Here is a 21,769-nt window from a genome sequence, read left to right on the forward strand (position 1 = left end):
CGCTGTTCTCCTTACCGCTTGGTCCGGTAGGTGGCGTCCCAGAGTCCCGAGCCCTGGTAGTTGTTGCGGAAGGTGTCATAGGGCACCTCAGAGGTGCCGTACCAAGGATCGGCCACGCTGACGTAGTCGACCCCGCCGGAGTTGTAGCATCCGCGGACGACCACGGCATGTCCGCCGCCGCCGCGCCATTGGACACGTACCCCGATCGGGCTGGGGGCCTGCAGTTCAACGCGGATCTGGTTCAGGCTCAGGGCGCCCGCCAGCCAGTCGCGGTAATGCCCGACCCGGCTCAGCGCTTTGTCCGTGTACCAGGGCTTGTTACAGCTGCCGGTGTCGGATGCGGCCGGACCGCAGCAGGTGTTGAGCCCGAACTCGGCGTTGACCATGGAACACTGGGTCCACGTGGTGGCCGGGTTGAAGAAGGCCGCGACGCTGACCGCGGTGGCCGACCAGCACCAGTAGGTCTGCTCCTGGTACTGCATCGCGAAGTCGAGCCGCTGTTCGTCCACCGCGTCGAGGACGAACATCTCGTTCGGCCCGTCACCGGTGTATTGGCAGTTGACCGTCCCGCTTCCTGCGCTTGAGTACACGTTCACGAGATAGCCGTCCATGCGCAGGTACACGTTCGGGAAGGCGACCGATTGCAGCGAGACCAGATCGTAGTCCCGGTTGACGACGCGGAACTTCTCATACGGTCCGGCGCCGCCGTACTGGCAGTTGACCGTCCCGCCTCCGGAGCTGGTGTACGCCGTCACGGCAGAGCCGTCCATCCGCAGGTACACGTTCGGGAAGGCGACCGATTCCAGCGCGATCGAACCGTCGACCTGGGGGCGGACCCGGAATCTCTCCGACGAGCTCGTGGGTCCGTACTGGCAGTTGACCGTTCCGCCGCCGGAGCTGGTGAAGGAGGTAACCGTCCGGCCGTCCAAGCGGAGATGCACGTTGTGGAAGGCCCCGGACCGAATCGTGATGGGGGTGTTGCCGAGTGCCGCCAGGTCGCCTGCTTTCAACGCCATGATCACCTTCCTGCGCATGGATGGGAACGCGGCCGCTGGAGTGGGTGGAACAGGTCTCCTCCGGCGAGGGATAGCCGGGCACGCTGGAGACCCCGGAACACAGACGCAGCGACCCCCTCGTCCTCCCGGTGCGGCCTCCCTAACATCCGCCGATCCGGCCGCCGAGTCACTAGCCACACCTGTCCGTATCAGGACATTTCGGGGAGACGGCCGCCGGCCGGGTCGGCCGCGCCCGGTCATGGTGATCGGCGACGTGCTGGCCATGGCGCCGGCCCGGCGCGGGCGCGGCCAGTCCGGTCACTCAGGTCGCCCGCGAGCTCGGCGTCGGCCGGTCGACGCTGTACCGGGCGTTGGAGGGCGATGACCTGAGCGGTCTCGAAAGCTGATCTTGCATGGCTGAACCCCCGGCCCGGCCGGGGGTTCCACCTGCAGCGGGTGTGGTCAGCAGGTGAAGGTGATCGGGTTGGCCTGCCAGCCGGAGTTGACGTAGTAGGTCTTTCCGGGTTGAGGGGTGTCGTTGATCCACAGGACGAGGCGGTGGGTTCCGGGGGTGAGGCCGGGGACGGTGAGGGCGGCGGTGCCACTGCCGTTGGTGTCTGTGGTCAGGTTCACGCCGGTCCAGACAAAGTCCGAGCCGTCCAACTTGTAGACCAGATGGAAGGTTTTGCCGGGCTGGTTGGTCTGGCGGAGGACGACCTGGAGGGTGAGGGTGCCGCCGACGCAGGCGGCGGTGGCGTAGCTGTTCTGGCTGTTGATGGTCTGGCCGAACCCGTTCTCCGCTATGGGAACGAGCTGCTGACCGGTGTAGGAGGGAGCCCCGGCAGGGGCGGCAGCGGGGCTGTCGAGCACCGTCAGCACGACACAGCCGGGCCGGCCGCCTGTGCTGGCCACGACGGTGCCGCCGCCCTGGACGGGAGTGCCGCCGGAGCCGCCGGTGGGGGGAGTGGACGGCAGCGGGCCGCTGGCGACATAGCTGCTCGCCCCCGCTCCTCCCTTGAAACCTCCGCCGGGGTCGGCGGTTGGGCTCGCTCCGGTGCCACCGTTGCGGAGCAGCCCGCTGTCGGCCGGGAACAGGCCGGAGCCGCCGGCGCCACCCGCGCCGTGGGCGCCCGCTACTCCGCCGGTGCCTCCACCGGCCCCGGCCTTCCCGCCGCCTCCGCCGCGTGCGGCCACCACGACCGCGCCGCCGGTGCTGACGGTGCTGTCCCCGCCGTTGGTACCGGGTTGCCCGGCCTGCCCGGGGGTGTCGCGCGCGAAGTTGGGCGGAGCTGAGGCACCACCTGTGCCGGCTGCCCCGACGGTGACCGTGAGGGTGCCGTCGGACGACGTGGTCACGATGGCGCGCACATACCCGCCCGAACCGCCGCCTCCGCCCGCGCCGCCCCAGGACACCGGGAAATTGCTGACGTTCCCGGCACCGCCTCCGCCGCCGCCCCCACCGCCGCCCCATGCCTCCACGAGCACACTCGACCCCGGCGGCGCAGTGACCGTGTAGGTGCCCGGGGTGGTGAAATCCTGCAGCTTCATCGCGGCGTCCCGTTCTTAGCCATCTCGCAGCGTCTGGGCAGGCGTCCGCCCTCCCGAAGCCTAAGATCATCCCGCCGCACTGTCCCTCACGCACCGGACACCACTTTCGTCCCCACTGGCCCGCATCTCTGTACCTTTCGCCACTTGTGGGGTCCCGGTAGTAAGGGGCACTCCACTACCTGGCGGCTAATCGCATGTTGTGAGCAGGCGCCAGCCTCAGAGCCTGACTTGGCGAGGGCACTGGATGCCTATCCTCAGACCGGCCGGGACTGGTGTCTGCTCACCGACCGATCCGCCGCCGTCGTGGTCGATGGATGCCGGGCTGATGAGCCTGACTTCGGGAGGGCCCTCAAGATCTGCCTCCCGACCGGCCCTCCCGGCATTCGCCCGTCACGACCCCGGCTTTTCGACGAGCGTGGCGTTCGTGGTTCGAGCCCGTCTGCGGGATCGACCTCCTCAACGCGGCCGAGCCGGTGAGCTCTTGCGGCAGAAGGAGGCCCCGTGGATCGCTGGGGTCGCGAACGGCTGATCGGATGTCGGACCGGCGAGTCCTTCGATTAGCGGGCCGCGCGTCTCCGCTGCGGTTTGGAGCTGCACCGATGGTCGGCTGTCTGTCCTTGGAGGAACATTGGCGAAGCTGTTTTGCGGGATCGACTGGGCCGAACACCACCACGACATCGCCATCGTCGACGACACCGGCGTCCGAGTCGCCAAGGCCCGCATCAGCAACGACGCCGCGGGCCTGCGCGCGCTGCTGGAGCTGCTGGCCGGCGCCGGCGACCACCCGGACGACCCGATCCCGGTCGCGATCGAAAAGCCGCACGGCCTACTGGTGGCCTGCCTGCGCGCGACCGGACGGCAGGTGTTCGCCATCAACCCCTACACGGTCTCGCGCTATCGAGACCGGCACGGGGTCGCGCGCAAGAAGTCCGACGAGCAGGACGCGTTGATCCTGGCCAATATCTTGCGCACCGACATGGCCGCGCACCGGCCGCTGCCCGCCGACTCCGACCTGGCCCGGGCGATCACCGTGCTGGCCCGCGCCCAGCAGGACGCGGTCTGGGACCGCATCCAGCTCGGCCAGCGGATCCGGTCGCTGCTGCACGACTACTTCACCGCCGCCTTGCAGGCGTTTGCGCATCTGCGTAACGGTGGCGTCACCAGGGCCGAGGCCCGGGTCATCCTCGCGCCGGCGCCCACTCCCGCCCGCGCCGCCGTCCTCACCCGCGGGCAGCTGCGGGCCGCGCTCAAACGGGCCAGGCGGGCTCGCTACCTCGACCGAGACGTCGAACGACTTCACGCGATCTTCCGCGCCGAACACATGCGGTTGCCCGACTTGATCGAGCAGGCCATGGGGCACCAGCTCACCGCCCTGCTCGGCCAGCTCGAAGCGGCCTGCACGGCTGAGCAGAACCTGGCCACCCGCGTCGAGGAATCCTTCGCCCAGCACCCCGACGCCGAGATCATCACCAGCTTCCCGGGAGTCGGTTCACTGGTCGGCGCCCGCATCCTGGCTGAGATCGGCGACGACCGGACCCGCTTCACCGATGCTCGCGGCCTGAAGGCCTATGCCGGCTCGGCGCCGGTCACCCGAGCCAGTGGCAAGTCGCGGCACATCATGACCCGCAAGGTGAAGAACGACCGCCTGGCCGCCGCCGGCTACATCTGGGCCTTCGCCGCGCTACGGCCCTCACCAGGCGCGCGGGGGCACTACGACCGCCGCAAAGCAGCCGACGACGCCCATACCGCAGCTCCGCGGCACCTGTTCAACCGACTGATCGGCTGCCTCTATCACTGCCTCCAAAAGCGCCGAACCTACGACGGGTCCATCGCGTTTCCACCTCACCCAGCAGCCGTCGCTTGACACCACAACATGCTCGGATGTCTGAGGACACGTTCGCAAGCGGAGGGCCGGGTAGCGCCGCCCGTCGCTCGTGGCCGCGGCACGCTCGGCGCAGAAGGCGGTCCAGTCAGGCGGGCCGAGCACATCCGGCGGGGTGATGGCGTGCAACTCCACAAGCGCCTTCCCGAGCTGTACGGCAAGGCGCTCCCGCTCACGCCGCGGATCTTCGGCCAGGCCCGCTTGAGGTCCTCACCGTGCAGCCTGTCCATCAGGATGTAGCCCCACCCGTGGAACTCACCGGCATCCTTGACCCCCGGCGTGGGGATCGACAGGCGGCCCTCCAGCGCACGCAGCACGTCCCGCTCGACGGGCAGCTCCTCCTTGTGAAGCGGCGGGTAGAGCTTGATGACCAGGTCGTCGCCGGCGGCGTAGACCGGTAGGGAGCCCTCATCACAGGCACAGCCTGAGCGTGATGCGCGCGCAGCGCGAGAACCCGGCGAGGTCCAAGACGCGGGCCGCGCTGTTCAACGTTCAGTGATCCCCAGAACAGCTCCTGGTGCCGCGTTCCTCGCGGTGGTCCGGCCGGAGCGCCAGAGGCAGCCGTGCGCCGGTGTCCCGTCCGCGCGGCGGGCCGTCCGTCAGACCAGGTCGAGGACGGCCTTGCCGTGCAGGCGGCGTTCACGCAGGGCGTCGAAGGCCTCGGCGGCCTCCTCCCAGGTCCCGCGCCAGGTGATGCCCGGGTCGAGGGTGCCGGCGGCGACCTGTTCGGCGAGGCGGGTCAGGTCGGGGGCGAGATCGGTGCAGGCCAGGAGGTAGAAGGTGGTGAGGGTGCGGTTGTGGCGGCCCTCGTTGCCCAGGAACGCGCCCGGGGGGAAGGTGGTGTCCTCCTGCGCGGCATGGCCGACGGTGACCAGGGTGCCGTGTTCGGCGAGCCGGGCGTACGCGTCGACGAGGTGGGTGCCGCCGACCAGCTCGACGACGCCGTCCACCGGTGCGCCGAGCTCCCGGGGTGCGGTGATCACCTCGTCGGCGCCGAGCAGCCGCAGGTTCTTCTCGTGCGTTTCCGGATCGCCGGTGACCGCCACCACGTGCGCACCGCCCTGGTGGGCGAGTTGCACCGCGTATCTGCCGACGCCGCCGGTGGCCCCGGTGACCAGGACGCGCCTGCCCGGCAGGGCGCCGATCCTGTGCAGGGCGCGCAGCGCGCTGACTCCCGCGACCGGGACCGTGGCGACGGCCCCGAGGTCGGCGCCGGCCGGGACTGTGCCGATCAACGCGGTGTCCACGGCCCGGAGCCCGGCCCAGGCGCCGCCGTCGGCCACGGTGACCACCGGGGTCCCGGCGGCCGGCCCGGATCCGTCCGCCGCGGGACGTTCCACCACGCCGGCCGCGTCCCAGCCCGGGACGGCCCCGTCGGGCTCCCCCGCGAGGACGTACTTCACCTCGCCGTAGTTCAGGGAGGTCGCGGCGACCCGGATCAGGGCCTCGTGCGGAGCCGGTTCGGGATCGCGGATCTCCGCGAGCCGCAGCCCGGTTGGGACGGAACGGTCGACGACCAGAGCACGCATGGGCGTACGCCTTTCGGATGGAGCGGAGGTGCCTGCCGCCACTATAACGCCACTGAGTGGCAAAAGCGCGTTGGAGGCTTTGGCTTCCCAGGCGCGCCAGGCCGTGCTCGACCGGCGGCTCGACCGGATGCCGCTCCGCACCCTGCGGCTGGTCCGGCCGGCACCGCGGCCCTTCATAGGCCGACGAGAGGGTCTCCGCCTCCGGTCCGTGGAGTCACGGCCGTCCGATGACCGGGACTTCCCGGGAGCGCGGTCAGCCCTGCGGCACCGGGCACTCGCGCGTTATCGACACGGTGTCGACCCACACGTCGAAGAAGAGGTCGTAGTGGCCGAAGTCCCCGGCGTCGTCGCGCGCGCTGAGAGTGAGCCTGTGCGTCCAGCGCGGGATCTGTTTCGGATCGTCCGGCCTGGTCCGGGCCGGCTGCCTCGGCGGCCCGAAATCGCCCACCTGGTCCCAGGGGATCCGCAGGCTCTGGCCCGGATAGGGATCGTCGCCCATCCCGAAGACGTCGCCCATGACGAACCCGAAGGCGAAGGCCAGGGTGTCCCGGAACCACGTCTCCTCGGTGACCGACTCGGCCGGAAGCCCGGTGAGCGCGCCGAGAAGCTGCCCGCCCTTCTGCGCTATCTGGTCGGCGAGGTTGCGCGCGACGCCGTCCACGTCGGCGAAGTCGTCGTGCTCGATGAGCGTCCCGACGACGACCACGTCCTGGATCGGGCCTTCGTACAGCAGTTGGTCGGTCGTCCAGATCCGCGAACCGCGCTCGCCCATGCTCAGGGTCCCGTCGCCGCCCGGGAAGGAGTGGGTCTTCAGCGCGCTGTTGCTGGGCCCGATGAGTCCGACGACCCCGTAAACCTCGTCTTCGCCTTCCTGGCGTGACACGCACTCCAGCCCCACGAAATTGACCTTCATCACCTTGTTGGTCAGAACGTGACACTGGCCGTGATGCTTCACCGTTATCTTTCCCGACCGGAAATCGGCTTCCCAGTCGGTGCCGTTCTTGCGCACACTCAGCTCTGGGGTCCGGGGCAGGCCGAGCGAGCTTCTCGGGCCGCCTTCCGCGTTCCAGACGGCTCTGATCGCGCGCTCGGCCGTGATCTTCTCCATCGCCTCGGCGATTCCGCCGTGTTCTCTCTCCGTAATGATCCTGGGGAGGCGGATGTGGGGATTCTCCGGCTCTCTGAACCTGTTGATGTCCGGATCTCGTGGGGGCATCGCTCACTCCCTGGGGTGGGAAGCGGAACAAGGGCGGAGCTCCGAGGGCGCCCGCGGCGGAGGGCAGCGGCACCGGGGAGAAACCTCAAAAGATCGTGTGCGGACCCCGGCGGCCGGCCGTCAACCCGTCGATCGGCCTGATCTCGGCGGCGAAATCGTGATCAGTATCTTTACATATGACACCGGTCCATTCCAGGGACCTTCCGGCGTTTCTCCGTCGCCGCGCGGCCGCCCCATGGAATCCCCGGACGTATTCTTTCCAGAACCCCGCCGGGCCGCATTCTTCAGAAAACCCCGGATTCTTCCGAAAACCCCGGCGGGCCGCGGAGCCGGCGGGGTCAGCGGCTGACCGCGTCCGCCGGGCGCAGGAGGTCCAGGTCGGAGCGGCGGGGGAGGCTCTCCCAGTCGCCGTCGGCGGCGACCGCGAAGGCCCCCGCCGCGCACGCGGTCGCCAGGCGGCGTCCGGGGCCGGTCCCCTCCAGGGTCTCGGCGAGCCAGCCCGCGGCGAAGGCGTCACCGGCCCCCACGGGGTCGAGTTCGGTGACGGGGTAGGGCTCGGCATGCCGTACGGCGCCGTCGGAGAGCTCCACCGCGCCGAGCGGGCCGCGTTTGATGAGCACGTGGCGCGGGCCGAGCCCCGACAGGGCCCTGGCCAGGGCGACCGGGTCCGCGCCGTCGACGATCAGGCGGGCCTCCGCCTCGGTCGCGAACAGGACGTCCGTCGCCGCGACGGCCTCCCGTAGTACGGCGGCGGCCTCGTGGGGCGGCCACAGGGCGCGGCGGTAGTTGATGTCCATCGACACGGTCGCGCCCGCGTCGCGGGCCTCGGCGACCGCGGCGCGCACCGCCTCCCGGGCGGAGGCGGACAGCGCGAGCGTGATCCCCGTGATGTGCAGCACGCGCGCCGAGCGGACCAGTGAGAGGTCGAGGTCCGCGGGCCGGAGCCGGGATCCGGCGCTCCCGGAGCGGTAGTAGCGCACGTCGACCATCTCGGCGGTGCGCCGGTTCTTGATCATCAATCCGGTGGGCGCGTCGGGGTCGACGATCATCCCCCGGACGTCGACGCCCTCGCCCGCCAGCGTCGAGCGGAGCAGCTCCCCGAACTCGTCGGCGCCCACCCGGCCGATCCACGCCGCGCGCCGGCCGAGGCGGGTGACGCCGATCGCCACGTTCGACTCCGCGCCCCCGACGCTCAGCCCGAAGTCGCGAGCGTGCCGGAGCAGGCCGGTACGCCGCGCGGTGAACAGCGCCATGCTCTCACCCAGCGTTACCAGATCGATCATCAGAAATTGGTCCTTAGGGGCTCGTCCGTGCCGGTCAACGGGTCGATCTCAGCTTTTTCAACGGGTCGATCCCAGCTTCCTGGAGATGCGCAGCGCCGTCTCCGCCACCAGCGGCCCCAGATCGCGGACCCGCGCGGCGGTGATCCGCGAGGTGAGGCCGGAGACGGAGATGGCCGAGGTCGCGGTGTCGGTGTGGTTGAAGATCGGTGCGGCGACGCAGCGCACCTCGGGTTCGTTCTCGCGGTCGTCGACCGAGTAGCCCCGCTGCCGGATCCGGCCCAGCTCGGCGCGGAGCCGGTCGGGGCCGGTGATGGTGTGGCGGGTGATCTGCGGCATCCCGGCGGCCACGACCCTCTCGACGTCCTCCTCCGGCTGCCAGGCGAGGATCGCCTTGCCGACGGCGGTGCAGTAGACGGGGGCCCGGCTGCCGATCCGCGAGGCCATCCGCACGTTGGTCTCGTTCTCGACCTTGTCGATGTAGACCACATCCGGCGGGTCGTAGACCACGAGGTGGACGGTCTCCCGGACCTCGGTCATCAGGCGGTGCGACTCCTCGGCGGCCACCGTCCGCAGGTCGAGCGTGGCCAGGTAGGACTGGCCGAGACGGAGCGCGCCGTGCCCGAGCCGGTAGGCGCCGCTCTTGCGGTCGCGGTCGAGGAGCCTGGCCTCGACGAGCGGGGCGGTCAGCCGGAGCACCGTGCTCTTGGACAGGCCCAGCGCCTCGGCGAGCCTGGTGAGCGACAGTCCCTGGCCGCCGCCCGCGTGGTCGCGCACGTGCTCCAGCACGGCGAGGGCACGCCGGAGCGAGGCCGACTGGTTGCGTTCCGGGGCAGGTTCGTTCATCACGGCCTCAGGGAGGATTCGGTGGGTCGAACACGCAGGTCAAATTAGGGGAGCCGGAGCCCTCGCCGCTACTTTGCAACACAACGTTCTGCACTGCACAACATAATACGCTCCCTCTTCCGGTGACCGGCGGCCCCTTCCTAGGGTCTGCCGCCAACAGGAGGAGAAAGTCGTGAAGATCCTGAATTGGGCAGCGGCAGGTGTGGCCCTGCTGGCCCTCGCCGCATGCGCGCCGTCCACCGCCCCGTCCGCGAGCGGTGGCGACGACAAGTCCGGGACCCTGCGGGTGTGGCTCTTCGACGAGCCCAACCGCGCTCCCAAGGAGAAGGTCGTCGGAGAGGCGATCAAGGAGTTCACCGCCGCCAACGCGGACGTGAAGGTCGAGGTCACCTACATCCCGACGACGCCGGCCCGGCACGAGAAGTTCAAGGGCGCGTTCAACGACCCGGCGAGCGCCCCCGACGTCGCCGAGTACGGCAACACCGACCTCGCCGAGTACGCCGCCGCGGGAGGCTTCGCCGACCTGGGCGCCGACCTGCAGAGCTGGCCGGAGGGCAAGGACGTCGGCGCCGACCTGCTGAAGTCCGCGACCGTCGACGGCAAGGTCTACGGCCTGCCCTGGTACATCGGCATCCGCGCCCTCTACTACCGCACCGACGTCTTCTCGGAGCTCGGCCTCAAGCCGCCCACGACGATCGAGAGCCTCACCTCGGCCGCCCGCGAGATCCGCAAGAAGAAGCCCGAGCTGTACGGCCTGGCCGTCGGCGGCGAGTACACCTTCGGCGCGCTCCCGTTCGTCTGGGACGCCGGCGGCGACATCGAGAACCTCGACAGCCCCGAGTCCCGCAAGGGCGTGCAGGCATACACCGACCTGCTCAGCGACGACAACTGCCCACCGCAGGCCTGCGCGAGCCTCACCGGCGGCAAGACCGTCGAGCTGTTCGCCAGCGGCAAGGCGGCCATGGGCATCCTCGGCAACTTCAGCCGCGCCGCGGTCGACGCGGGCGCGGCGGCGGGCAAGTACGCCGTGGTGCCGCTGCCGGGCGCCAAGGAGGGCTCGATCGCCCCGGCCTTCTCCGGCGGAAACAACCTCGGCGTCATGAAGAACAGCAAGCACCGCTCGCTGGCCGTGAAGTTCCTGCAGCTGCTGGGCGGCAAGGCGTACCAGACCAAGATGTACGAGGCCATGGGCAACCTGCCCACGCTGACCTCGGCCCGCGACGAGCTCGCGGCCAAGGACTCCTTCCTCAAGCCGTTCCTCGACACCGTCGCGGCCGGAACCCGTTTCGTGCCGATCGACCCGGCCTGGGTGAAGATCGACAACCAGAAGGTCATCCCGACCATGCTCCAGAAGATCGCGACCAAGCAGGCCACCGTCGAGCAGGCCACCGACGAGGCCGCGGCGGCGGTGAAGGCCGCGTTCGGCCGGTCATGACGACGGTCACCACGGCGCCGGCGGGCCCGGACACCCAGGTCCGCCAGGCATCGCCGCGTCCCGGGGGCAGGCTCCGGCCCTGGCTCTACCTGCTGCCGTCGGCGGCGGTGCTGCTGCCGCTCTTCGGCTATCCGATCTACATGCTCGGCCTGCTCTCGGTGTTCGACTACCGGCAGGCGCAGGTCAGCGGGGGCGAGCCGACGCGCTTCATCGGCGCCGACAACTACACGGCGCTCCTGGGCGACCAGCGCTTCTGGTCGGTGCTGGGGCAGACCGTGGTGTTCGCCGCCGCCCTGGTGGTCGCGACGCTGGCCGTCGGCGCGGCGCTCGCCGTCGTGCTGACCAGGGCCGGCCGGGTGCCCCGCCTGCTGCTGTCGCTGGCGGCCATGGCGGCCTGGGCCGCGCCCGCGATGACCGGGGCGACGGTCTGGATGTTCCTCTTCGACGCCGACCTGGGCCTGGTCAACCAGCTCCTGGGCATCGAGGGCTACAACTGGTTCTACGACAAGTGGGTCACCTTCGGCATCGTCGGCGCGACTGTGGTCTGGCACTCCTTCCCCTTCGTCATGGTGACGCTCTACGCCGGCATCCAGGCCATCCCGGGCTCGGTGCTGGAGGCGGCCTCGCTCGACGGGGCCTCGGCGTGGCACACCTTCTGGCGGATCATCGTGCCGATGCTGCGGCCACTGATCACGATCGTGGTCATCCAGTCGATCATCTGGGACTTCAAGATCTTCACGCAGATCTACGTGATGACCAACGGCGGCGGCATCGCGGGCCAGAACTCCGTGCTCAACGTCTACGCCTACCAGACCGCCTTCGGCTCCTCGGAGTACGGGCTCGGCTCGGCCATCGGCGTGATCATGACGCTGATCCTGCTCGCGGTCACCCTGCTCTACATCCGCGCCCTCTACCGCAGCGGGGAGAAGCTGTGAGCAGATCCCGCCTGATCGCCAACACCGTCGCGGTGGCCGCCGCGGTCGTCACGTTCTTCCCGATCTACTGGATGGTGCTCTCGGCGCTCAAGCCCGCCGGGGAGATCCAGTCGCTGGAGGTCCGCCCCTGGACCCTGGCGCCCACCTTCGAGCACTTCCAGCGCGTGCTCGGCGGGGAGAACTTCGGCCGCTACTTCCTCAACAGCCTCGTCGTCGCCCTGACGGTCGTCGTCCTGTCGGCGGTGGTGGCCTTCCTCGCCGCCGTGGCGGTGACCCGGTTCCGTTTCCGGTTCCGCACCACCGTGCTGATCATGTTCCTGGTGGCCCAGATGGTGCCGGTGGAGGCGCTGACCATCCCGCTGTTCTTCCTGGTCCGCGACATCGGCACGGTGGTGCCGGGGGTGGGGCTCAACACGCTGGGCTCGCTGGTCCTGGTCCACCTGGCCTTCTCGCTGCCGTTCGCGGTCTGGATGATGCGGGGGTTCGTGGCCGCGGTGCCCGAGGCGCTGGAGGAGGCCGCGATGATCGACGGCGCGAGCCGCCCGGTCATCCTGTGGCGGATCCTGTTCCCGCTCGTCGCGCCGGGCCTGATCGCGACCAGCGTGTTCTCCTTCATCACCGCCTGGAACGACTTCATCTTCGCCAGGACCTTCATCATCTCGGCCAAGGACAGCCAGACCCTGCCGGCGGCCCTGCTGGTCTTCTTCAAACCCGACGAGAACGACTGGGGGGGAATCATGGCGGCCTCGACGCTGATGACCGTTCCCGTGCTGATCTTCTTCGTGGCCGTCCAGCGCAGGCTGGTGGCGGGGCTCGGCGGGGCGGTGAAGGATTGACCCCCCAGCGCCCGACCCCGCACGGGCAGCCCCCCGGGGCACCGGCCTCTCCCGGGCAGCCCCCCGGAACGTCTGCCTCTCACAGGCAGCCCTCCACGGAGTCCGCTCCTTCCGGGCAGTCCTCTATGGAGTCCGCTCCTTCCGGGCAGTCCTCTATGGAGTCCGCTCCTTCCGGGCAGCTTTCCGGGGCAGCCGCCGCCTACGGGCTGATCCCGCGGCCGTCCTCGGTCCGGCCCGGCTCCGGCGAGTTCACGCTGACGCCCGGCACCGCCCTCGACGCGCCGGCCGAGCTGGCCGGGGTGGCCGCCTGGCTCCGCTCGGCGCTCGGCCCGGCCGCCGGGTGCGCGCTGCTGCCGTCAGGGGCCGGCGCCGCTGACGGGGACGGCCCGGGAGACCTCGGCGACCCTGGCGGCCCCGGCGGCCCCGGCGGCTCCGGAGACCTCGGCGACCCTGGCGGCCCCGGAGACCCCGCGGACCCCGCAGGCCCCGGAGCGGGGGAAGGGCCGGCGGCCGGAGGGGAGGGGCGCGTCGTGCTGGCGCTCGACGCCGACCTGGCGGCCGAGGAGTTCCGCCTCCGGATCACCCCTTCCGGCGTGCGGATCACCGGCGGTGACGCCGCCGGGGTGTTCTACGGTGCGCAGACCCTCCGGCAGCTGCTCCCGCCCGCCGCGCTGCGCCGCGCGCCCGTGGCGGGCGGCCCGCTGACCGTGCCCGCCGTCGAGATCGAGGACCGGCCCCGGTACGGCTGGCGCGGATGCATGCTGGACGTCGCCCGGCACTTCATGCCCAAGGCGGACCTGCTGCGCTTCGTCGACCTGCTCGCCCTGCACAAGCTGAACGTCCTCCACCTCCACCTGACCGACGACCAGGGCTGGCGGGTGGAGATCGCCAAATACCCGCGGCTGACCTCGGTGGGGGGCTGGCGGCCCTCGACCATGCTCGGCTCCCGCCAGCACGGGGCCTTCCTGCCCCGCCCGCACGGCGGTTTCTACACCGCCGACGACGTGCGGGAGATCGTCGCCTACGCGGCCGAGCGGCACATCACCGTGGTGCCCGAGATCGACCTGCCCGGCCACACCCAGGCCGCGGTTGCCGCCTACCCCTGGCTCGGCGTGGCGCCGGCCGAGGGGGCGCCGCCGGTCGAGGTCCGCACCTCGTGGGGGGTCTCCGAGCACGTCCTCGACGTCACCTCCACCGCGGCGCTGGACTTCTGCCGTGACGTGCTGGACGAGGTCATGGAGCTGTTCCCCGCCTCCCACGTAGGCATCGGCGGAGACGAGTGCCCCGGTGACGCCCGTGCGCGCGCCGCCTTCGTCACCGCCCTGGCCAAGCACGTCACCGACCGGGGGCGCGTGCCGTACGCCTGGGACGAGATCCTGGAGTGCGGTGCGGTCCCCGGGGTGACGGTGGCCGCCTGGCGCGGGCCGGGCGCGGCGGTCGCGGCGGCGCGGGCCGGCCACCGGGTGGTCTCCTGCCCGGACATGTCCGTCTACTTCGACTACCGCCAGTCGGAGCTGCCGGAGGAACCCATCCCCGTCGGCCCGCCGCTCTCCGTCCAGGACGTCCACGCCTTCGACCCCGAGCCGGAGGGGCTGAGCCCCGCCGAGCGCTCCCGCGTGATCGGGGCGCAGTGCAACGTCTGGACCGAGCACATGGACAGCCCGCGGGCCGTCGACTACAAGGTCTTCCCCCGGCTGTGCGCGTTCGCCGAGACCGTGTGGTCGGCCGAGCGCGCGCCGTACCCGGACTTCGCCCGGCGGCTGGAGACGCACACGGCCCGGCTCGACGCGCTGGGAGTGGAGTACCGGCCCGCGGCGGGCCCGCACCCGTGGCAGAGCCGCCCCGACGCCCCGGGCTGGCCGATCAGCGGGGCACAGCGGGAGGCCATGATCGCCGAGTTCGGCGTCGGGGAGGTCCGGGGGTAGGCGGGCGCCGCGCCGCTCATGACCCGTCTCGACTTGGCGGGATACCGATGATTTTCGCCCGGTCCCGGGGCTAGCTGTCGCTCGGGACGCTTGACAGGCCAAAATTGGTCCGTGGTCAGGATCGGATCGGTAGAGATGAGCGATTGCGAGCGTGGGCAACTTCCGCCAGTGCTGGGACAGCTGTTCGCCGACGGCGGTGACGGACGGACGCTCTCGGCCGAGCTGCCGCCCGGAGACGTGGTCTGGCCCGACCCCGGTTACGCTCGGTTCGCCATCGACCACCGTCCGGCGTTCTGGCTGAGCGACACGGCGGTCTCCGCCGAGCTCTGGGCCGAGCTGCGGGCCGAGCACGGCCGCTCGGGCCTGTGGCCGGTGCTGCTCGAGGACTCCGTCCAGCCGTGGTCGGCCGGGCAGATCGCCCCGGACGCGGCCGCGGAGATCGACAACTACCACGCCGCCGCGTTCATGGCCGAGGTGTGGTCGGACTGGATCGAGAAGGCCCACGCCGACCAGCTCGAACTGCTGGCCCCCTTCGGCCCGCAGTGCCCGGGGCCGGCCGCGTCGGGGGAGCTCGCCGCCGACCCCGGCGTGGTCGCCGACTGGTACGCCGGGCTGGTGGCCGAGCGCAGGACCCCGCTCGGGCTGGTCGCCGCCGAGCGGGGGGCCGACGCGCTGGCCGTCATGGGGTGGCAGGGCGCGCTGAACCACAACGAGTGGATGGTCCCGCTCGCGGCCGTGGTGCGGAGCTGGGAGGACAGGTTCGGGGCGCGGGTGGTCGGCATCGGCTTCAACACCCTGGACCTGAGCGTCGCCGCGCCCCCCGTCACCCCGGAGCACGCCCTGCACGTCGCCGCCGAGCACTGGACCTTCTGCCCCGACAGCGTCATCTACAGCGCCGGGACGCTGACCGACTACGCCGAGCAGATCAGGGGCCGGAACGCCTGGTCGTTCTGGTGGGACTGATCATCGGAGCAGGAAGTCCCGCAGCAGCGGGAGATAGCGGGGCTGCTCGGTGGTGATGGAATGGCCCGCTCCCGCGAGGCGGACGAGCGTGGAGCCCCGCAGGACGCGCCGGTAGTCCTCGGCCACCTCGGGCTTCAGATAGTCGCACTCGCCCCGCAGGATCAGCGCCGGGACCTCGACCGCGCGCAGCGCGGGGCGGGGATCGGCGGCCCGTTCGGCATCGGCCGAGGTGAGCTGGTTGACGTAGAAGCCGGGACGGTTGTCGTGGACAGGGGCCGCCGGAGCGCCCGGGCACCGGGTGGCGTCCTTGCCGGTCAGCAAGACACGCCGGAACCACGGGTCGGCCTCGTCGTCGGGCACCAGCGCGTGGGCGGCGTCCGGGTTGACGCCCATCAACACGCTGTGGACGATCATCCTCGGGGTGTCGGTCAGCTCGTCCCGCAGGCGGGTCTGCGCGGGCGGGAGCCCGCTCCACGGGTCGCCGGTGTCGTGGTCCGGGTAGGCGCCCTCCCAGAGCGGTCCGGGGGAGACGAAGACCGCCTTGGCCACGTGCTCGGGGTGGGCGGCCAGGTAGCGCGCGGTGAGCGAGCCGCCCCAGGATCGGCCGACGAGGATGAGCCTGTCGGCCCCCAGGACGTGCCGGATGGCTTCGAGGTCGGCCACGTGCCGGGCGACGGTGTAGCCGGTGACATCGGCCAGCCGGGTGGACCGGCCCGCCCCGACCTGGTCGTAGGCGTAGACGTCGAAGCCGCGGTCGGCCAGGGCGCGGGCCGCGTCGGGGGCGCCCTCGCCGGGCGTGCCCGGACCGCCGTGCAGGAAGATCACCGGCGTGGGGCGGGGCTCGGCCGCCCTGGTCACGGTGTAGGCGATCCTGGAGCCGGTGGGCAGGTCCCAGAAGGCGACGCCGGCCGGGGCCGGGGCCGCCGGGCCCCCGGGCATCGGCCGGAACACGGTGACCGCCGCGGTCGCCGCGACGGCGAGGGCGACCGATCCGGCCAAGGCCGCCGCGGCGGGTCCTGGACGGCGGATCACCAGCAGGGCCAGGGCGATCCGGATCAGCGGGAACCCGGTGACGAGCGTCGCGCCGAGTGCCGCCGCGCAGAGGAGCGGGATCACCGCCGTGACGGCGGCGCCCCCGAAGAAGGCGGCCCCGCCCACGGCCACGGCCACGACCGCGGCGACCGGCAGCAGGGCGCCTCCCGCCAGGCGGCGCACGAGAGCCGGACGGCGGGAGCCGGTCGGACGCGCTCCGACGGGGGCGGAGTCCGGGACCGCGGTGGCGGCGGGTCCGGAGGTGGCGGAAGCGGCGGAAGTGGCGGAAGTGGCGGGCATCGAGGGGACGGAAGCGGCGGGCATCGAGGGGACGGGTACAGCGGCGTGGTGGCCGGGGACGGCGGCGGAGGGGAGGGGCGGCGGGGGAGGGGGCTCGTCTTCCATGGCTCTCACGCTAGGAGCGGGGAACGCGGTGATCGCCCTCCTTCAGGACCGTCCCCACCCCCGCCGCGCGGCGGGGGTCCTCTCGCCCGGGGGACGGATACCGCCGGCGGGCCCCGTCCTCGTCCTCGGACCGGACAGCCGTCCGGACGGGCCCGTCCCGCCGACGTCGGGAGCCCGACGCCCCACGTCCGGCGCCCAGCGCCCGAAGCCCGGCGCCCAGCGTCCGACGCTCGACGCCCGGAGCCCGGCGCCCGGCCTGAAGGCCGCGTCGCGCCGGTGCGGTCGGGACGTCGTGGGAGGCGGGGTCCCCCGGGACGTCGTGGGAGGCGGGGTCACCGCATCCCAGGACGGACCAGTCCGGCCTCGTAGGCGGCGATCGTGGCCTGGACGCGGTCGCGGACCCCGAGCTGGGCGAGGATCCGCGCGACATGGTCCTTGACCGTGGCCGGGCTGATCCCCAGGGAGACGGCGATCTCGGCGTTGGACAGGCCCCGGGCGACGTGCAGGAGAACCTGGGTCTCGCGGGGGGTGAGACCAGCGACGCGGGCGGTGTCGGCCGGGCCGGCGTCGGCGGCGAAGCGGTCGAGCAGCCGCCGGGTCACCCCGGGGTCGAGCAGCGCGTCACCCCTGGCGACCACCCGGACCGCGTCGATGACCCGTTCGGGGTCGGCGTCCTTCAGCAGGAACCCGGCGGCTCCCGCGCGTAGCGCCGCGAACACGTACTCATCCAGGCCGAAGGTGGTGAGCACCACCACCTTCACGCCCGGGACCTCCGCCGTGATCCGGGCCGTGGCCGCGAGCCCGTCGAGGCCGGGCATCCTGATGTCCAGGACGGCCACGTCGGGCAGCAGGGACGCCGCCTGGGCCACGGCCGTCCCGCCGTCGGCGGCCTGGCCGACGACGGTGATGTCCGCTTCGGCGTCGAGCACCGCGGTGATCCCCACCCGGACCACCGCCTGGTCGTCGGCGACCGTCACCCGGATCACGCCGGCCTCACCTCCGGCAGCCACACCCGCACCCCGTCCTCCGTCTCGGTGACCGTACCGCCTGCGGCGTCGGCCGTGGCGCGCACCTTCCGGGCCTCGGCCGGGCCGGACAGCGCCAGGCCGTCCGGAAGGTAGGCCACGGTCACCGTCACGCCGTTCACGCCGCTCGTGCCGCTCATGCCGTTCACGCCGCCGGGCAGCATGGCTTCGGCGATCCGGTAGGCGGCGACCTCGACGGTGGCGGGCATCGGCCGGCGCGTCCCCGTGTAACGGACGGCGGCGTGGCTCCTGGCGGCCAGGGCGGAGATCGCGGCGATGACGGGGGGAAGGGCGTCGTCGGCGGGATCGTCGCGCAGCTCGCCGAGGAGTTCGCGCAGCGCGGTGAGACCGGCCCTGGCCTCGGTCAGGACGGTGTCGAGGCGCCGCTCGTCGGCCGCCCTGACCGCCGACTCGGCCCGCGATCTGGCGGTACGGCGCAGCCCGGCGGCGATCCGGTCCCGCTCGGCCCGGGCCGCCGCCGCCGCGTCCCGGTCGAGCCGGTCGCGCTCCAGCGCCGCGGCGTCCCGCAGCCGGCGCCGCCGCCCGCCGACGGACACGCCCGCGGCCCACACCGCGACGGTGGGGACGGCCAACGCCGCCGTGAGCGTCGCCCAGACGGCTACCGGCGGCCCCGTCAAGCCGTCGACCAGGGGGTAGGCGCCCAGGGCCGCCACCGCGAGCGGGGCCGGCCAGCCGCGCCCGCCGTACGCGCCGACGCTGTAGATCAAAGTCAGCTCCACCCACCAGCACAACAGCACCAGCTGCGCCGACTCCGGCGCGGTCCACCCGGCCGCGTCGCACCACAGCCAGGCCGACAGCACCGACTGCGCCGCGGCCAGACTCGGCCAGGGCAGCTCGCGACGCCACCTCAGCGGCAGGGCGTGCAGTACGAGCAGGACCGACAGCAGCGCTCCGGACGCCGGGGTCGCGAACGGCTCAGGCGCCTCCGCGTGGAGCAGCCCGGCTCCGGCGGGCAGCGCCACGGCCAGTACCACCAGGGCCCAGTCCAGCGCCGCCGTTCCCCGCCAGCCCGCCGCACGGCCGTGCCGGTGGGCGTCCCGTCGGCTGTCGTCATGGCGGAGCAGGGGGAACGGGCGGGGGCGGCCGAGGGCGGGGGAGGGGGAGGGGGCGGCCGTGAGCGGGAGGCGGGCCTGGACCGTCCAGCCGCGGGGCGGCGGGGGAGTCCGCGCCGTCTCCGGCGCGGACGCGGGTCCGTACGGCGGGGCGCGATGTGGGAGGGGACCGGCACTCCGGCCGGTGCGCGGGCCGCTGACCGGGCCGGGGCACCGGCCGGTGCGCGGGTCGCTGTCTGGGCTGCTGCCCGGGTCGAGGCGCGGGCCGGCGTGCAGGGTGCCGCCGAGGGCGCCGACGGCCCGGCGCAGGGTGGCGAGGCCGGTGCCCGTGCCCAGGCCGGAGACGGTCGCCGGGCCGCCGTCGTCGGTGACCGTCACCACCAGCCGGCCGGTGGCGGCCTCCGCCGCCGGGGGGCCGGCGACGACGGATGCGATCCCCGGGCCGGTGGCCGGAGCGGGCACCGAGCCGGTGGCGGCCGGTGTCGCCGAGATGTCGTGGACGGCTTCCACCCGGACGTGGACGGCGGCGCCGGTGGCGTAGCGCATCGCGTTCGTCAGAGCCTCGCGGACCACGCGGAAGGCGACCGCGGCGAGTTCGGGCGGCGCGGTGGCGACCGTGCGGTGGTAGGTCACGCCGGGACGGCCGACGAGGAGGGTGTCGATGTCGCCGAGGGCGAGGGCACGGCCGCGGCGGTCCAGGGCGCAGAGGCGGTCGAGTTCGGCCACGGCCTGGCGGCCCGCGTCGGCGGCGTGGGTGACGGCCTCGGCGGCGCGGACCGGGTCGTCGAGGCGGAGGGCGGCGGCCGAGGCGACCACGATCCCGGTGAGCCGGTGGGCGGCCACGTCGTGGAGTTCGGCGGCGAGGCGGTCGCGTTCGGTGATGGCAGCCAGCCGGGGCACGGCCTCGGCGGCGGCCCGGTAGGCGGCGAGCGCCGCACGGTCGGCCCTGCGGCGGCGGTGGGAACGCCCGGTGGCCCACGCCATCGCGGCGCCGCCCGCCGTGAGCCCTCCCGCTCCGACGGAGTCCTGGAGACTCCCGCCGTGCATGACGGCCACGAGGGTGACGGCCGGCGCGGCGGCGACCGCTCCGATCGCCGCCGGCCCGGCCGTGCCGTACACCGCCAGTGCGTAAAGGACCGTGAGGAGCACCGCGCAACCGAGGGCGATCAGCACGGGCCCACATTACTGTCGGCATCGCCTACGGCCGCGGGTCCCGGGCGGCGCTCACCCGGACGGCGGACCCGGGCCGCCCGCCGGATCCGCCGGGACGCCGGGAGCCCGGAGGTTGGGAGAAGCCCGTGGACGGTGGGTGTGGGAGCCGTTGACCGGGCTGGGACCGGTGGCCTTTTCCCGCCGCCGGCGTCGGCGGTGCCGACCTCGTCCCGGTCCTGCGGCGGATGGATGCCATGACCGCGGCTTTGCCCGGGATGGGGACGGGCATTCCTGGATCTTCCGGGGAGCGGGCACAGGCCCGGCTGATGGGTGTTTTCATCGACTCATAGGCGTGTGCGGAGGTAATGAGGGCCGCCGATAAAGGGCCGGCACGCCGGCCGCGGCCATGGCGAGGGAGATCCCGCCCCTGTCCGCCGAGGGGCCGCATTCAGCCGGGAGAAGGGGTGTATCCCCAGCTCAACGGCTTGATCACCGATAAGCCGTTAAGTAACTCTCCTAACAGTTCCAATGGGGTCGGCGTTCCCGGTAGGCACGGTCAAGGCTTGACCAATGGCCTTTTCTTGGCTGTTGAGGTAGATCTTCTGGGGTTTCCATGGGTTTTGTTTTGCTTTGCCCCTGAATGGGGGGTAGTGTCCTATTCGTGATCGGTTGGCGACCTGCCCTTCAATAGAAGGAGCGGCCGGCCGACGTCGAATCCCGGAGGCCCTCAGGGTCACGGGAACCGGGGACCCACTTCTTGGGGTGAATCCGCCGCGAACGTGCGGCGGTAGGGCAACTCCACCGCCCGAATCCGTCAGCTAACCCGGTAGACGAGATGGAGAGGAGATCACCACATGGGGCACCACGCCCTCTTGCCGCCGGCGTCCACCCCGTTGGTGCCGGCCCTCTAAGACTTCCTCGCCGCGTCCGAACGCGGCCCCCCGCCGCGCTCCGCGTAGCGCCAGCACAGCTTGCTACGCCTCTTCTGTCCTGTGAGCGCGTATCCGCCTGCGCCTCTTCACGGCGCACGCGCCTCCCCGTTCCCTCGCGAAAGAGTCTTTTTACCTCATGCGTTTCTCCCTTGGTATGCGTAAGAACCGTTTCGTGGCCGCCGCCCTCCTCGGTGCGAGTGTCCTGACCTCCTCGGCCGTCGTCTCGGCTCTCCCCGCAGCGGCCGACACCGGCGCCTCCACCCCCGGCTCCGGCTCCGGCTCCGGCTCCGAGGTCGTCCTCCTGAAGGGCTCGACCAAGGCCTCCTACTTCTGGGACGACTCCTCCGGCCGCGCCGGGGACACCGGCCTGCCCGCAAGCGGCAAGCCGATGCAGAAGGGCATGATCGCCAGCCCGAGCTGGCCGCTGATGACCGAGGGTTACGTCGTCTACAAGGGCAAGAAGGCCAAGTTCTTCGTCGGCGACCGCGGCCCCGGCGTGCCCTCCAGCAGCGGTGTCATGATCGACCTCGACGCCAAGACCTTCGCCGACCTGACCGGCGGCACGTTCAACTCCGACACGCTCGGTGTGGACGGCAACGGTGGCATGGGCCACATCAAGGTCGACTACGTCATCACCAAGTGGGGCAGCGGCCCGGGCAAGAAGAACCAGCCCGTGCCGTTCTCCGCGGGCGCGTGGGGCCGGATCGACAACAACCCGGCCACCCCGCCGCAGGTGGTCAACAAGTAACCCCGAGGCTCG

The 21,769-nt window shown here is 72.1% G+C and carries 16 protein-coding genes, 2 pseudogenes and 1 riboswitch; of the genes and pseudogenes, 8 read left to right on the forward strand and 10 right to left on the reverse strand.

Translation table 11 applies throughout. From position 1 onward, the window contains the following. Positions 1-11 precede the first annotated feature (11 nt). On the reverse strand, positions 12-1,016 hold the full coding sequence (locus J2S55_RS25080; protein WP_306865581.1) for a papain-like cysteine protease family protein: 1,005 nt from the start codon (positions 1,014-1,016) through the stop codon (positions 12-14). 296 nt (positions 1,017-1,312) lie between these two features. Between J2S55_RS25080 and J2S55_RS48345 the strand changes: the two are divergent. Then, a pseudogene (locus tag J2S55_RS48345) lies at positions 1,313-1,402 on the forward strand (helix-turn-helix domain-containing protein); the annotation flags it as partial. A 55-nt stretch (positions 1,403-1,457) separates the two neighbouring features. Here the strand turns inward: J2S55_RS48345 and J2S55_RS25085 are convergent. Then, entirely contained in the window at positions 1,458-2,543 is a 1,086-nt protein-coding gene (locus J2S55_RS25085; RefSeq protein ID WP_306865583.1) for a glycine-rich domain-containing protein, read from the reverse strand. Between the two features lie 628 nt (positions 2,544-3,171). On the opposite strand from J2S55_RS25085, the gene J2S55_RS25090 reads away from it, so the two are divergent. Further along, complete coding sequence (locus J2S55_RS25090) at positions 3,172-4,407, forward strand: IS110 family RNA-guided transposase (protein WP_306865585.1); 1,236 nt, start codon at positions 3,172-3,174, stop codon at positions 4,405-4,407. 275 nt (positions 4,408-4,682) lie between these two features. Here J2S55_RS25090 and J2S55_RS48350 read toward each other — a convergent pair. The 5 genes and pseudogenes from J2S55_RS48350 to J2S55_RS25110 all read right to left on the reverse strand — a co-directional run. After that, positions 4,683-4,799 (reverse strand): annotated as a pseudogene (locus J2S55_RS48350) (hypothetical protein); the annotation flags it as partial. A 225-nt stretch (positions 4,800-5,024) separates the two neighbouring features. Further along, a complete protein-coding gene (locus J2S55_RS25095) occupies positions 5,025-5,954 on the reverse strand; it encodes a zinc-binding dehydrogenase (protein WP_306865587.1) in 930 nt (309 codons plus the stop codon). Positions 5,955-6,207: 253 nt separating this feature from the next. Then, a complete protein-coding gene (locus tag J2S55_RS25100) occupies positions 6,208-7,062 on the reverse strand; it encodes a hypothetical protein (protein WP_306865588.1) in 855 nt (284 codons plus the stop codon). A gap of 446 nt (positions 7,063-7,508) precedes the next feature. After that, the gene (locus tag J2S55_RS25105; RefSeq protein ID WP_306865589.1) at positions 7,509-8,453 is read right to left on the reverse strand and encodes a sugar kinase; all 945 of its coding nucleotides are present in this window, start codon (positions 8,451-8,453) and stop codon (positions 7,509-7,511) included. A gap of 57 nt (positions 8,454-8,510) precedes the next feature. Continuing rightward, complete coding sequence (locus J2S55_RS25110) at positions 8,511-9,296, reverse strand: IclR family transcriptional regulator (RefSeq protein WP_306865591.1); 786 nt, start codon at positions 9,294-9,296, stop codon at positions 8,511-8,513. A 172-nt stretch (positions 9,297-9,468) separates the two neighbouring features. Between J2S55_RS25110 and J2S55_RS25115 the strand changes: the two genes are divergently transcribed. From J2S55_RS25115 to J2S55_RS25135, 5 genes are all read left to right on the forward strand, one after another. Next, positions 9,469-10,731: an extracellular solute-binding protein gene (locus J2S55_RS25115; protein ID WP_306865593.1), complete on the forward strand. Its 1,263-nt coding sequence runs from the start codon at positions 9,469-9,471 to the stop codon at positions 10,729-10,731. Next, a complete protein-coding gene (locus tag J2S55_RS25120) occupies positions 10,728-11,666 on the forward strand; it encodes a carbohydrate ABC transporter permease (RefSeq protein WP_306865596.1) in 939 nt (312 codons plus the stop codon). Before J2S55_RS25115 ends, J2S55_RS25120 begins: the two co-directional genes overlap by 4 nt. After that, entirely contained in the window at positions 11,663-12,502 is an 840-nt protein-coding gene (locus J2S55_RS25125; RefSeq protein ID WP_306865598.1) for a carbohydrate ABC transporter permease, read from the forward strand. The genes J2S55_RS25120 and J2S55_RS25125 overlap by 4 nt, the downstream gene beginning before the upstream one ends. 155 nt (positions 12,503-12,657) lie before the next feature. Beyond that, positions 12,658-14,427: a beta-N-acetylhexosaminidase gene (locus J2S55_RS25130; protein ID WP_306865600.1), complete on the forward strand. Its 1,770-nt coding sequence runs from the start codon at positions 12,658-12,660 to the stop codon at positions 14,425-14,427. Positions 14,428-14,595: 168 nt separating this feature from the next. Then, positions 14,596-15,390 carry a DUF4253 domain-containing protein gene (locus tag J2S55_RS25135; RefSeq protein ID WP_306865602.1) on the forward strand — a complete coding sequence of 265 codons (795 nt, stop codon included), beginning with the start codon at positions 14,596-14,598 and terminating at the stop codon, positions 15,388-15,390. On the opposite strand, the gene J2S55_RS25140 is transcribed toward J2S55_RS25135, so the two are convergent. From J2S55_RS25140 to J2S55_RS25150, 3 genes are all read right to left on the reverse strand, one after another. Further along, entirely contained in the window at positions 15,391-16,827 is a 1,437-nt protein-coding gene (locus J2S55_RS25140) for an alpha/beta fold hydrolase (RefSeq protein WP_306865605.1), read from the reverse strand. Between the two features lie 332 nt (positions 16,828-17,159). Further along, positions 17,160-17,813 (reverse strand): response regulator, encoded by a 654-nt coding sequence (locus J2S55_RS25145; RefSeq protein ID WP_306865607.1) that lies wholly within the window; start codon positions 17,811-17,813, stop codon positions 17,160-17,162. After that, a complete protein-coding gene (locus J2S55_RS25150) occupies positions 17,810-20,098 on the reverse strand; it encodes an ATP-binding protein (RefSeq protein WP_306865608.1) in 2,289 nt (762 codons plus the stop codon). Before J2S55_RS25150 ends, J2S55_RS25145 begins: the two co-directional genes overlap by 4 nt. Before the next feature lie 677 nt (positions 20,099-20,775). After that, positions 20,776-20,925, forward strand: a riboswitch (cyclic di-AMP (ydaO/yuaA leader). Between the two features lie 238 nt (positions 20,926-21,163). On the opposite strand from J2S55_RS25150, the gene J2S55_RS25155 reads away from it, so the two are divergent. Then, on the forward strand, positions 21,164-21,757 hold the full coding sequence (locus tag J2S55_RS25155) for a hypothetical protein (protein WP_306865610.1): 594 nt from the start codon (positions 21,164-21,166) through the stop codon (positions 21,755-21,757). Positions 21,758-21,769 lie beyond the last annotated feature (12 nt).

This window comes from Streptosporangium brasiliense, assembly GCF_030811595.1.
In the GTDB taxonomy this organism is placed as follows: domain Bacteria; phylum Actinomycetota; class Actinomycetes; order Streptosporangiales; family Streptosporangiaceae; genus Streptosporangium; species Streptosporangium brasiliense.

Excerpts from the sequence above, each read along its gene's own strand:
- J2S55_RS25155 (WP_306865610.1), top strand. The coding sequence starts at position 21,164 with ATGCGTAAGAACCGTTTCGTGGCCGCCGCCCTCCTCGGTGCGAGTGTC.
- J2S55_RS25080 (WP_306865581.1), bottom strand. The coding sequence starts at position 1,016 with ATGGCGTTGAAAGCAGGCGACCTGGCGGCACTCGGCAACACCCCCATC.
- J2S55_RS25140 (WP_306865605.1), bottom strand. The coding sequence starts at position 16,827 with ATGGAAGACGAGCCCCCTCCCCCGCCGCCCCTCCCCTCCGCCGCCGTC.
- J2S55_RS25085 (WP_306865583.1), bottom strand. The coding sequence starts at position 2,543 with ATGAAGCTGCAGGATTTCACCACCCCGGGCACCTACACGGTCACTGCG.
- J2S55_RS25105 (WP_306865589.1), bottom strand. The coding sequence starts at position 8,453 with ATGATCGATCTGGTAACGCTGGGTGAGAGCATGGCGCTGTTCACCGCG.
- J2S55_RS25130 (WP_306865600.1), top strand. The coding sequence starts at position 12,658 with ATGGAGTCCGCTCCTTCCGGGCAGCTTTCCGGGGCAGCCGCCGCCTAC.
- J2S55_RS25095 (WP_306865587.1), bottom strand. The coding sequence starts at position 5,954 with ATGCGTGCTCTGGTCGTCGACCGTTCCGTCCCAACCGGGCTGCGGCTC.
- J2S55_RS25110 (WP_306865591.1), bottom strand. The coding sequence starts at position 9,296 with ATGAACGAACCTGCCCCGGAACGCAACCAGTCGGCCTCGCTCCGGCGT.
- J2S55_RS25120 (WP_306865596.1), top strand. The coding sequence starts at position 10,728 with ATGACGACGGTCACCACGGCGCCGGCGGGCCCGGACACCCAGGTCCGC.
- J2S55_RS25100 (WP_306865588.1), bottom strand. The coding sequence starts at position 7,062 with ATGGAGAAGATCACGGCCGAGCGCGCGATCAGAGCCGTCTGGAACGCG.